Source organism: Streptomyces sp. NPDC060194 (genome assembly GCF_042728285.1).
Taxonomy (GTDB): domain Bacteria; phylum Actinomycetota; class Actinomycetes; order Streptomycetales; family Streptomycetaceae; genus Streptomyces.
In genome coordinates, this window is record NZ_JBHWZH010000049.1 from 29399 (window position 1) to 40959 (window position 11561).

Genomic DNA, 11561 nt, shown 5'->3' on the forward strand with positions numbered 1-11561 from the left:
ACCCCTGTTGAGGCACTATGCGTTTCGTCATCGCCCGCTACCCCTTCGACCTGACCAAGAGCGAGGTGCAGGAGGCGATGAAGGGCCGGAAACCGGAGCCGGTGACCGGTGAGTCGGTGACGATCGGCCGCCGCGCGTTCCCCGTCAAGCAGGTGGGCGAGATCATCACCCGCCAGGACCGTCGGGATTTCTCGGCGGCGGAGGTGGTCCGGGCGCTCACGAAGCTCGGCTTCACCTGCCACCCGGCCGCCGGGGCGGTGCCGGCTCCGGCCGACCGGCGCAGCGTGCTGGAGGAGGCCTCGGTGCTGCTCGGCGGCACGCCGCAGGCGGACCCGCCCGGCGAGGGCGAGCGCTGACGGCCCGCAGCCGTACGGCCCGCGGCTGCCGGCCCACGGCTGCCGGCCCGCGGGCCCACGGCACGGCCCCTGGGCCGGGCACCCGCGAGGTGTCCGGCCCAGGGGCCTTCTCCGTGACCGCTCCGGTCACCGGCCGACCGGCCGCGGCGGGCGGCGCAGGACGACCACCGCGACGACGATCGCCGCCGCGGTCAGTCCCGCTCCGACCCCGAACGCCAACCGGTAGCCGTCCGCCAGCGCGGCCGTCGCGTCGGCGCCCGCCGCGGTACCGCGCGCGGTCCGCGCGGCGGCCAGGGTGGAGAGCACGGCCACGCCGACCGCCATCCCGATCTGCTGGGTGGTGTTGAAGACGCCAGAGGCGACCCCGGCGTCCTCCTCGCCCGCCGCGGACATGCCCAGCGAGGTCAGCGCGGGGATCACCAGCCCGCCGCCGGCGATCAGCAGCATCAGCGGCAGCAGGTCGGTGGCGTAGTCCGCGTCGTCGGGCACCCGGGCCAGCAGGGCGAGCATCGCGAGCAGCAGCGTCAGACCGGTGAGCAGAACCGCCCGCTCGCCGAACCGGGCGATCAGCGGGGCCGAGACGCCGAGCGAGACGACCCCGATCGCGACCGCGGCCGGCAGCATCGCGAGACCGGTCTCCGCCGCTCCGTACCCGAGCACCCGCTGCATGTGGAGCGCGACGAGCACCTGGAAGGCGAACATCGCGCCCATCACCAGCATCTGGACGAGGTTCGCGCCGACCACCGCCCGCGAGCGCAGCAGGCGCAGCGGCAGCAGGGGGGTGCGGGCGGTCGCCTGCCGGGCGACGAACCCGCCGAGCAGGGCGACGGCGAGCGCTCCGAGCCCGAGCGTGTGCGCGGACAGCCAGCCGCGGGACTCGACCTCGACGATCGTGTAGATCCCGAGGACGAGTCCGCTCGTCACGAGGACGGCCCCGAAGGCGTCGGCCCGTGCCGCGAGCCGGCGGACGCCCGTGCCCGTGCCGGCCCGGTCGGCCGGCAGGGCGGGGACGGCCAGCGCGAGTGCGGCGAGGCCCACCGGCAGGTTGATGAAGAAGATCCAGTTCCAGTCCAGCGCGTCGGTGAGGACGCCGCCGAGCACCTGGCCGATGGACGCGCCGGCCGCTCCCGTGAAGCTGAACACGGCGATGGCGCGCGCCCGTTCGCGCGGTTCGGTGAACAGCGTGACGAGGATGCCGAGGCTGACGGCCGCGGCCATCGCGCTGCCGACGCCCTGCAGGAAGCGGGCCGCGATGAGCATCGCGGGGCTCCCGGCGAGCCCGGCGAGCAGCGAGGCGCCGGTGAACACGGCGGTCCCGGCGAGGAACATCCGCTTGCGGCCGATGAGGTCGCCGAGCCGCCCCGAGAGCAGCAGCAGTCCGCCGAACGCGATCAGGTAGGCGTTCACGATCCAGCTGAGCCCGGCGGGCGTGAAGCCCAGGTCTGCCTGGACGGCGGGCATCGCGACGGTCACCACGCTGCCGTCGAGCACGATCATCAGCATGCTGCCGGCGATGACGGCGAGGGCGAGTCGCGGGGAGCGGGGGCGCGGTGCGGGCGGTGGCGGGGGCGAGGACGGGGGAGTGGACGCCTGGGCGGCGTCGGGGGCGACGGTCATGGCCGGATCTCCTGTCGAAGTGGCGACAGGAGTGACCGTAGCAGATAGTTTTGTTAGAGACGATATATAGCGGGACGAGTTTGTGAAGGGTTCAGGGAGCGGCGCTCACCGGGCGCGCTGGCGGGCCCGGCGGGCGGGCTGCGGGGTCTCGACGGGCTCGGAGAGGTGGCCGGTGGTCAGCTCGTCCAACGCGCGCAGGAACGCGTCCCGGACGGTCGCCGGCAGGCTGCCGAGCGCCGCCTCGTGCACGCCGTCGACGATCCGCTGGCTCTTCTCCGCCGTCCGCGCGCCTTCCTCGGTGACGGCGATGATCCGCGCCCGGCGGTCCGTGCTCGACGGCCGGCGCTCGGCGAGACCGGCGGCCTCCAGGGCGTCGACGGTGACCACCATCGTCGTCTTGTCCATGTCCCCGAGCTCGGCGAGCTGCGCCTGGGTCCGCTCGCCCTCCAGGGCGTGCACGAGGACGCAGTGCATGCGCGGGGTGAGGCCGATCTCGCCGAGCGCGGCGGCCATCTTGGTGCGCAGGACGTGACTGGTGTGGTCGAGGAGGTAGGAGAGGTCGGGCTCGCGACGGGCGGGTGCCATGGCTGTCATGCGGCCAGGGTACTCACCATCGTTCCGTGAGAGATGATCCGTGAGCGTCCGGATCCGGCGTGCGCGACGGGACGGGGCGGGCCGGTCGGCCGGACGCGGGGACGCCGGTCCGCGGCGCCGTCAGGTCGGAGCGGCCCTCACAGGTGCCTGCGGCGGGTGGCGGCGATCCGCGCCCCGGTCGCGGCCACGAACAGGACCGCGGCGGCCAGGCAGTACGCCCACGCGGTCCCCACGCCGCGGAAGATCCCGACCGCGCCCCACAGCGCCCAGAGGGCGAGCAGGACGCAGAGCGCCGTCCAGGCGATGTCGGAGATCCGGATCTGCAGCTGGCGGCGCTGGACCGTACCCGGCTCCAGATCGGACATCGGCGCGTGCGCGTCACCCTGTTCCATGGTGCGACTCCCCTCGTCGGCCGGCCCGCCGGCTCGACCGCGGGCTCGCCCCACGGGTGTCCCGTGCGCCGCCGTTCACGCCTCCGGAGCCAGCCCGCGCCCCGCCGTCGCGCCCTACCCGTTGTCCTTGCCGACGACCTTCCGAACGTTCTCGACGCTCCCGCAGTCCTCCTTCAGGAGGCGGGCGCGGGCCTCGACGAACGCGCTGCCGAGCTCGGCCCGGCGGTCGTCGGGGACGTTCTCCCGGGCACCGTTGAGGATCGTGCGCTCCTCCTCGTCGGTGTGGTGGGTGATCGCCTCGACCAGCTCCTCCAGCTTCTCGTCCCACTCGTCCGAGCCGACGTCGTCGACCTCCATGAGGGCGAGCAGGGCCTCGTTGCCCTCCTGGTGCTCCTCCGAGCCGTGCTCGACCTCGTCGTCGTCGATGTTCCGGAACCGCTTCAGCGCCGGGTACACCTCCGACTCCTCCGCCTCGGCGTGCGCGACGAGCAGGGCGGCGAACTCGCGCAACGCCTTCGCGCGGTCGGCCTCGACGCTGCGCATGTCCTGGAACAGGCGCTCCATCGTGCGGTGGTCCTCGAGAATCAGGGCGACGACGTCGTGCTGCGCGGGCATGGTGGGCTCCTCGGTGTGCGGTGCGTAGCGGTCCTCCGCGGTGCGCGTACCCCGCCCGCCCGGGATCAGCGGTTCCGGGTGCGCGCGGGATCGGGGGCTCCCGGTGCGCCCGGGATCAGCCTCGTGCGGGCGCGCCCGCGTCAGGTGCCGCGGGCGCGCGCAGGCCGACCGGCTACGCCGCCGCCGGCCTCCCGTCGGCGCCCTTGCCCTTGCGGGTCGCCCGCCGCAGCTCCCGCGCGATCAGCGCCGCGGACGTGACGACCGGGACGGCCCCGGCGACGGCGTCCGCCATCCGCAGCTTGTCGTGGGTGCCGTGGACCTTGCGCGCCTGCTTGATCGACCTGGTGACGGCCAGCGCACTGCTGCCGAGGCTCAGCGCGAGCCCCGCCTTGGAGCCGCGCAGGCCCTTGGGACGCGTCGGAGGCAGGCCCGCCCCGTCGTCGTGCTTCTCGGCCTTCGCGTCCTTGCCGCGGTTCTTTTTTCGCATACCCCCACGAAACCGGCTGGCCGTCACCCCCGCAATCCGGGAGAACCCCTACAGATCCCCCACTTCGGCCCGCACCCTCTCAGGGGCGCCGCCCTCGTCCAGGAACTCGATCACCGCGAGCGCGAGCAGCGCGCACAACGCGATCCCGACGACGACCGCGCCCGTCGGGTGGTCCCACACCACGAAGACGGCCGCCGCGACCGCGACCACCGTCCGGTCCGCCCACGGCCGGGCCCGGCCCACCCACCTGCCCACCGCTCCGGTGCCGCCCACCCCGACGGCCCGCCGCAGCGCCCCGATGCCGCCCGCCCACCCCGACCGCACCCGGACCGCCCAGCGGCCCGCCCCGCCCAACCAGGCGCCGACCGCGACGACCGCGCCCAGCACCACTACGGTCCGCACGGCGTCCCGCAGGAAGCGCGTCAGGGTGTCGTAGACGGACGCGGCGGCCGGCTGCGAGACGCCCTCCGTCAGGCCGTCGAGGTAGAACGCGCGGAACACCCACAGCGCGAGCCCGAGCACCGCGGCCCCGGCGGCGACGGCCAGTGCGGCGGCGACCAGCGCACGCCGGCGGCGCACCGCGACGAGCACGCCCGCGGCGGCGATCACGGCCGCGGCGACCGGCAGCCACACCCCGAGGATCTGGAGCAGCCGGAACCCCTTGCGCGCCGCGCCGATGTCGTCCGACCGCACCAGCACGAAGTCCGTGTGGATCTCCGGGATCCGGTCCGCGACCCCGAGCCCGTCGTCGACCAGCCGCTGCTTCACCCGTTCGATGACGGGCGCCAGATCGAGCGTCACCGTGTCGTCCGTCAACTCGACGACACCCTCGTCGTTCCCCGTCAGCGCGTTGTCGACCGCCTGGTGGGCCGCCCGGTTGAGGTCGTCCCACACCGACGCGAACGCCGGGCTCGCCACGAACGCGTCCACCCGGTCCCGCACGAACCCGGTCAGCCCGCTGGTCACCGGCTCGCTCAGCCCGCCCAACAGGTCGTCCAGCAGCGGCCGGTCCGCGGCGTCCGCCCCGTCGATCAGTGACGGGAGGTCCAGCCGTTCCATCACCGCCGTCGTCACCCGCTCCGCGACGGCGTCCTGCACGTCCGGGTCGTCCGCGAGCGGCGCCATCGTCGCCACGTACCGGTCCGTGTCCCCGACCACGTCACTCGCCCACACCGCCACCACGGCGAGCGGCGTCAGCAGCGCGGCGACCAGCATCAGCACCACCGCCCCCACGGCCCTCCCGCGCCGCCCCCGCACCCGCCCACCGTCCCCGCTCATCCCGCACCTCCGTCCGCTCGGCCCCTCCCACCGAACGCCCCCACCCCCACCCCCGCCACCGCACACCCGCAGATGGCCCAGCCCTGCCGCCCGCGCGAAAGCCCCGTCGTCCCACTGCCGCCGCCCCCGCACACGACAAAGGCCCAGGTCGCTGACCTGGGCCTTTCGTATGGAGCGAGTGACGGGAATCGAACCCGCGCTCTAAGCTTGGGAAGCTTATGTTCTACCATTAAACTACACTCGCGCGGCCGCGCCGGAGGGCACGGCGACGGTGCATACGTTACCTCATGTGCGGCCCGCGGTGAATGCGCGGTGCGGCGGGTGGAGAGGTGTCCGGGGGATCCCCTAGCGTGGCTTTTGTCGTCATGTGTGTGGATGGGGAAAGGGGCGAGAGCCCGATGGAACGCACCGTCGTCCGCTGTGCCGAGGGGCATGTCTTCAGCACCGCGTCGTTTCCGATGCAGAGCGCGTCCCGGCTGGGGCCGGGGCGGCTGATCCGGTGTCCGCGGTGCGCGCGCCTGCGGCACGCCGTGCCGGTGGGCCCGAACCGCGGGCGGTAGCCGCCCGGACGCCGCCCCCGCCCGGGATTCGTCCCGATTGCGGGGGTCGCGTGCGTCCTGCGTATCCTCGGCTCGTGCTCCTCTCTGACAAAGACATCCGGAAAGAGATCGACGCCGGCCGGGTGCGGATCGATCCGTTCGACGAGTCGATGGTCCAGCCATCGAGCATCGACGTGCGACTCGACCGCTACTTCCGGGTGTTCGAGAACCACCGCTACCCGCACATCGACCCCGCGGTCGAGCAGGGCGATCTGACGCGGCTGGTGGAGCCGGAGGGCGACGAGGCGTTCATCCTGCACCCCGGCGAGTTCGTGCTGGCGTCGACGTACGAGGTCATCACGCTCCCCGACGACCTGGCGAGCCGCCTGGAGGGCAAGTCGAGCCTCGGCCGGCTCGGCCTGGTCACCCACTCGACGGCCGGCTTCATCGACCCCGGCTTCTCCGGGCACGTGACGCTGGAGCTGTCGAACCTGGCGACCCTGCCGATCAAGCTCTGGCCCGGGATGAAGATCGGGCAGCTCTGCCTGTTCCGCCTCTCCTCGGCCGCCGAGCACCCGTACGGCTCCGAGCGGTACGGCTCGCGGTACCAGGGACAGCGCGGCCCCACGGCCTCGCGTTCCTTCCTCAACTTCCATCGGACCCAGGTGTGACGGGCGGCTGCAGGCAGACATGAGTGACGTACGAGAGAACCTGACGTACGACAAGTTCGGCGTCGCGGTCCGCGAGCTGGCGCAGGCCGTCGCGGACGACGGGTACGAGCCCGACATCATCCTCAGCATCGCCCGCGGCGGCGTCTTCGTGGCCGGCGGCCTGGCCTACGCGCTCGACGTGAAGAACCTGAACCTGGCGAACGTCGAGTTCTACACCGGCGTCGGCACCACGCTCGAGATGCCGGTCATGCTCGCCCCGGTCCCCGACCTGGTCGACTTCACCGACAAGAAGGTGCTGATCGCGGACGACGTCGCCGACACCGGCAAGACGCTGAAGCTCGTCCACGAGTTCTGCCTCGGCGCCGTCGCCGAGGTCCGCAGCGCCGTGATCTACGAGAAGTCGCACTCGCTGGTGAAGTGCGAGTACGTGTGGAAGCGCACCGACGACTGGATCAACTTCCCGTGGAGCGTCGAGCCGCCGGTCGTGCGGCGCGAGGGGCAGATCCTCGACGCGTGAGCCGTGCGCACGGCGCGTGAGCCGTGCGGAAGGGGCCCCTCCGATACCGGAGGGGCCCCTTCGCGTGTGTGCCGCGTTCGGATCGACGCGCGCTCAGATCGTGCCGAGCTTGATCAGCGAGAGCAGCGCCAGCAGCTGCACCGCCGACGCGCCGAGCGCCTTCGGCCACGGCAGGTCGTGCGAACGGCTCACCATCAGGGTGAGCAGCGCGCCGGCCGCCAGCCAGGTGACCCAGCCGAGGACGGTGACCAGCGTGTTGTCACCGCCGAGGAACATCGCGAACAGCAGCCGGGGGGCGTCGGTGATCGCCGAGATCAGCATGGCGAGGCCGACGGTCGGCTGCCAGGCGCCGTCGCCGCCGAACTGCCGGGCCAGGGTGTGGGTCACCACCCCGAGGATCAGGTAGCTGATCAGGACCGCGACGCCCGTGAACAGCACGATCGGGATCGCGGAGGTCAGCGTCGCGCTGATCACGTCCTCGCGGGCCGCGTCGAAGCCGAAGACGGCGAGCATCCCGTAGAGGTACGTGACGATCAGCGCGGGGCCCCACACGGGGTAGTCGCGCATCTGGAAGAAGGTCTGCTCGGGGCGGACGACGATGCCGCGCAGCAGGTCCTTCCAGTGCAGCCGGGGGCCGGCGGGCGGGGCGTTGTGGGCGCCGGCGCGGTAGGTCCCGCCGTCGTTGTACGGGTCCTCGCCGACCTGGAACGCCTGGGTGTGCCCCGGGTTGTTGTGCGGCGCGTAGGGGTCGTGCTCCGGCTGCCCGCCGAAGTACTCCGGCTCGTCGTAGCCCTGGCCGCCGTGCCGCGCGGGCCCGGGCCGGGTGCCGTAGCCCTGCTGCCCGGGGTGGCCGTACCCCTGGTGGCCCTGCTGCTCGTACCCCTGGCGGCCGTACGGTGGCGGGTTCTGCCCGTGCGGGTCGCCGCCGTACGGCTGAGGGCCCCGGGGCGCCTGCGAGGGCTGCCGACGGGGCTGTTGCGTTTGCGTGCGGTTGTCCCGGCCGCGTCCGATCCTGAATCCAGCCACGTCGTCGAACGTACCTGGTTCCGCGGGTGGACGGGCCGGGCCGGGGGGACCGGGCCGGCCTTTGCGGCCGAGCTGTGACATCCCCTAGGGGAACCCTGGGGGGACAACCGCAGGTCGCGGCCTACGGACCGTCAGTTCACGAACCCCGCCCTGATCGTCCCGCGCGGGTGGACGGTGACGACCCCGTTCGCCGAGCCGGGGAAGAGCAGGCCGTCGGCGAAGACGTCGGCGTGGCCGTCGCCGTCCGCGTCGCGCAGCCGGACCTGGGAGCCGAAGCGGGCGGCGGACATGGTCGGACGGTCGACGCCCTTCGCCGCGAGGTCGAGCCACTGGGCCCGTGCCGCGGTGATGCCGCCGGGGGAGCCGTAGAGGACGAAGAACCCGCCGGTGTCGGTCATGCCGAGGGTGTCCTCGCCCTCCAGCCCGAGCGCGAGGTCCGCGCGGCCGTCCCCGTCGACGTCCCCGGCGGAGACCACGCTGCCGAGGTGGTCGCCCCTCTCCCAGACGCCGGGCAGGTCCTTGCCCTGCTCGAAGGTGACGGACGAGGTGGGCCCTGCGGGGCCACCGGGCCAGATCACGAGCTCGCCCGCCTCGTCGTCGGCGTAGGGGTGGCCGAGGGCGATGTCCCCGAAGCCGTCGGCGTCGAAGTCGGCGACCGTGCCGGTGACCGGGAAGCCGGAGGCGGCCGTGCTCTTCAGCCGGAGGAGGGGGCCGGGGTCGGGGGTGGCGCCGCCCTTGACGAACCAGGCCCCGGAGGAGGCGTCCGGCCGGCCGTCCAGGCCGCCGATCACGACCAGGTCGTCGGCCGCCGAGCCGGTGACCCGTCCCGCGACCAGGGCCTTGGCGTGCAGGTCGTCCCGCTTCAGCGGGACGACGCGCCCGCCGTCGGCGAGGCCGTCCTCGCGGTCCAGGCCGCCGGTGTAGAGGTAGGTGGTGCTCCGGTTGATGACGGCGAGGTCGGGCGTCCCGTCGCCGTCGAAGTCCCCGGCGGCCAGCTCGCGGCCGAAGAGGCCCCAGGGGGCGGGATCCGTGTTCGGCAGGGTGGTGCCGGAGCGCAGGCCGTCGGGGGAGCCCCACAGGAGGGTGACGTTGCCCTGGTAGCGCGCCCCGCCCCACTCCTCGTAGGCGGCCCCGACGGCCAGGTCGCCGTAGCCGTCGCCGTCGAAGTCGGCCGCCGCGAGGTGGCCGCCGAAGTCGTCGCCGCGCTCGTTGCCGCCGGGTACGCCCGGGGTGTCCTGGTCGACGGTCTGCGTCCGCAGGCCGGGGCCTTCGGGGCCGCCGTAGACGATCTCCACCGCGCCGGCGGCGGAGTCGGGGACGGCGTTGGCGTAGTCGCGGTATCCGTCCCCGTTGAAGTCGTCGCCGGGGCGGGCGTCGCGGGTGGGGGCGCGGGGCGCGGCGGCGGGCGCCGCCGCGGCTTCGGTCGACACGGCCTCGGTCGTCGCGCCCGCCGTCGTGCCGGCCTCGGCCCCGGCCGTCAGCAGACCCGTGGTGAGCAGGCCCGCGGCGAGCGACGCGGTCAGGAGGCGGCGAGCGGGTGCGTGGCGGCGCATGGCGCAACTCCGGTGGGAGAACCGGGCGGCCGGGAACGCGGCGCGACCGGGAGGTGTGGGGCGAATGAAGACAGTGTGACGGATGGAGGGTCGGCAACGGCATCCGGGCCCGTCCCCGCGAGGGGACGGGCCCGGAGGGACCGCGTTCGTGTTTCACGTGAAACATGAGGGCATGTTTCACGTGAAACATCTCGGAACAGGGTGAAGCGGGACGTCAGTTGGCCGCGTTGGCCCCGAAGAGCGGGGTGCCGGCGGTGGAGACGCCGACGGCCGAGGGCGAGATCGTGCGGCTGCCGGCGGTCGTGATCCGGGTGCCGTCGGAGGGCAGGTAGGTCACGAGACCGTCGCCGGCGTTCTCGTAGGCGGAGCTGACGGCGAGGTCGGCGCGGCCGTCGCCGTTGAGGTCGTCGAGCTTGATCTCGGTGCCGAAGCCGTCGTCGGTCTCGGAGGACCCGGGGACGCCCGGCGTGTCCTGGTGGAAGTACTGGATGCCGCCGGTGGTGTCGAGGCCCCTCGCGGAGCCGTAGAGGACGGTCACCGAACCGGCGTTCCGGAAGCTGCCGAGGTCCTCGCCGTAGGCGCCGACGGCGAGGTCGAGGAAGCCGTCCCCGTTGATGTCGCCCAGGGAGAGCTCTCCGCCGAAGAAGTCGTCCGTCTCCGAGCCGCCGGGCACGGCGCCGGTCTCCTGGTGGACGGCGACGGAGGCGGCCGGGCCGCTCGCGGAGCCGTAGGTGATGTTCGCCTGACCGCCCTTGTGGGCTCCCGGGTAGGTGACGCCGTCCTCGACGGCGTCCCAGTCGACGCCGGAGACGATGTCGCCGTAGCCGTCGCCGTTCACGTCGCCGATGTCGGTGATGATGCCGGGCTTGAGCTTCTTCATGCCGGAGGCGGTCAGGCCGGAGGAGCTGCCGGGGAAGAAGTAGTTCTCCGCGAAGTAGTTCGGCGCCTTGTCGGTGAAGCCTTCCACGACGAGGTCGGTGCGGCCGTCGCCGGTGACGTCGCCCGCGGTGAGCATCCGGGAGCCGTTGCCCTGGGCCATGATCGGGGCCTTGACGGTGTAGCGGCCGCCGGTCGCGCCGGAGGGCGTGAGACCGCCCCGGATGACGTGCACGGTGTTCGAGGTGGTGCCGACGGCGAGGTCGTCCTTGCCGTCGCCGTTGAAGTCCCCGGCCGCCAGCGAGCCGCCCCACTTGTCGTGTGCGGAGGGAGCCGGGTCGGCGACGGTGGTGCCGCCCTTGAGGCCGGAGGCCGAGCCCCAGAGGACGACGACGGTGCCGCCGTCCGTGTCGCCGGACACGTCCTCCCACTGCGCGCCCACGGCCAGGTCGTCGAAGCCGTCGCTGTTGAAGTCGCCGTAGGCGCTGGTCCAGCCGAAGCCGTCGCCCGTCTCGGCGGTGCCGGGGACGCCGGCGGAGTCCTGGCTGAAGGTCTGGCGCTTGGCGGACGAGATGCCGGAGGGGGTGCCGTAGACGATGACGATCTGTCCGGCGGTCTTCTTGCCGGCCACGGTCGAGGAGCCGGCGGAGTAGGCGACGTCGCCGAAGCCGTCGTTGTTGAAGTCCGCCTGGGCGGTCTTCGTCGGGTCGGCGGCGGTCGCGGTGCCGGCTGCGACGACGAGCAGGCCGCCGGTGAGCGCGACGGCGGCCGCGGTGGCCAGGGCGGTGCGGAACTGGTGCTGCATGCGGAGTGTCTCCTGCGGCATGCGGGGAGGCCGGGTGCTCCGGCCTCGCAGTCGATGGTGTGCCTTCGCCACCACTCGTCCGCACCCGTCCGGGGTCGAACACGTGCGCGTGAGGCGGTAGGTGCACAGGAGACCCGCGGGGTGGGGGGAGGGTTGTATGCCCACCCCCGCTTTCTTCCGCGACGTGCCAGGTGAGGGCATGCGAACGGCGGCCGGCCCCCACAACCGTGGGGGC

12 protein-coding genes and 1 tRNA gene are annotated in these 11561 nt (G+C 73.4%); 3 read left to right on the forward strand and 10 right to left on the reverse strand.

From position 1 onward, the window contains the following. Positions 1-17 precede the first annotated feature (17 nt). The gene (locus ACFWEG_RS13640; RefSeq protein WP_387213593.1) at positions 18-356 is read left to right on the forward strand and encodes an SCO5918 family protein; all 339 of its coding nucleotides are present in this window, start codon (positions 18-20) and stop codon (positions 354-356) included. A gap of 126 nt (positions 357-482) precedes the next feature. On the opposite strand, the gene ACFWEG_RS13645 is transcribed toward ACFWEG_RS13640, so the two are convergent. From ACFWEG_RS13645 to ACFWEG_RS13675, 7 genes are all read right to left on the reverse strand, one after another. Then, complete coding sequence (locus ACFWEG_RS13645) at positions 483-1973, reverse strand: MFS transporter (protein ID WP_387213596.1); 1491 nt, start codon at positions 1971-1973, stop codon at positions 483-485. Between the two features lie 105 nt (positions 1974-2078). Further along, positions 2079-2567: a MarR family winged helix-turn-helix transcriptional regulator gene (locus ACFWEG_RS13650; RefSeq protein ID WP_387213599.1), complete on the reverse strand. Its 489-nt coding sequence runs from the start codon at positions 2565-2567 to the stop codon at positions 2079-2081. Between the two features lie 137 nt (positions 2568-2704). After that, positions 2705-2959 carry a hypothetical protein gene (locus ACFWEG_RS13655; protein ID WP_387213602.1) on the reverse strand — a complete coding sequence of 85 codons (255 nt, stop codon included), beginning with the start codon at positions 2957-2959 and terminating at the stop codon, positions 2705-2707. Between the two features lie 114 nt (positions 2960-3073). Continuing rightward, complete coding sequence (locus ACFWEG_RS13660; protein ID WP_387213605.1) at positions 3074-3574, reverse strand: hemerythrin domain-containing protein; 501 nt, start codon at positions 3572-3574, stop codon at positions 3074-3076. A gap of 172 nt (positions 3575-3746) precedes the next feature. After that, the gene (locus tag ACFWEG_RS13665) at positions 3747-4061 is read right to left on the reverse strand and encodes a hypothetical protein (RefSeq protein ID WP_387213608.1); all 315 of its coding nucleotides are present in this window, start codon (positions 4059-4061) and stop codon (positions 3747-3749) included. Positions 4062-4109: 48 nt separating this feature from the next. After that, complete coding sequence (locus tag ACFWEG_RS13670) at positions 4110-5339, reverse strand: hypothetical protein (RefSeq protein ID WP_387213611.1); 1230 nt, start codon at positions 5337-5339, stop codon at positions 4110-4112. 170 nt (positions 5340-5509) lie between these two features. After that, a tRNA-Gly gene (locus ACFWEG_RS13675) sits at positions 5510-5583 on the reverse strand. A 390-nt stretch (positions 5584-5973) separates the two neighbouring features. On the opposite strand from ACFWEG_RS13675, the gene dcd reads away from it, so the two are divergent. Beyond that, positions 5974-6549: a dCTP deaminase gene (dcd, locus tag ACFWEG_RS13680; protein ID WP_387213614.1), complete on the forward strand. Its 576-nt coding sequence runs from the start codon at positions 5974-5976 to the stop codon at positions 6547-6549. A gap of 19 nt (positions 6550-6568) precedes the next feature. Next, complete coding sequence (locus ACFWEG_RS13685; RefSeq protein ID WP_387213617.1) at positions 6569-7066, forward strand: phosphoribosyltransferase; 498 nt, start codon at positions 6569-6571, stop codon at positions 7064-7066. A gap of 93 nt (positions 7067-7159) precedes the next feature. Here the strand turns inward: ACFWEG_RS13685 and ACFWEG_RS13690 are convergent, their stop codons facing one another. The 3 genes from ACFWEG_RS13690 to ACFWEG_RS13700 form a co-directional block, all read right to left on the reverse strand. Beyond that, positions 7160-8173: a Yip1 family protein gene (locus ACFWEG_RS13690; protein WP_387213620.1), complete on the reverse strand. Its 1014-nt coding sequence runs from the start codon at positions 8171-8173 to the stop codon at positions 7160-7162. Between the two features lie 50 nt (positions 8174-8223). Continuing rightward, positions 8224-9645: an FG-GAP repeat domain-containing protein gene (locus ACFWEG_RS13695; protein WP_387213623.1), complete on the reverse strand. Its 1422-nt coding sequence runs from the start codon at positions 9643-9645 to the stop codon at positions 8224-8226. A gap of 214 nt (positions 9646-9859) precedes the next feature. Then, positions 9860-11326: an FG-GAP and VCBS repeat-containing protein gene (locus tag ACFWEG_RS13700; protein ID WP_387213626.1), complete on the reverse strand. Its 1467-nt coding sequence runs from the start codon at positions 11324-11326 to the stop codon at positions 9860-9862. Positions 11327-11561: the final 235 nt, after the last annotated feature.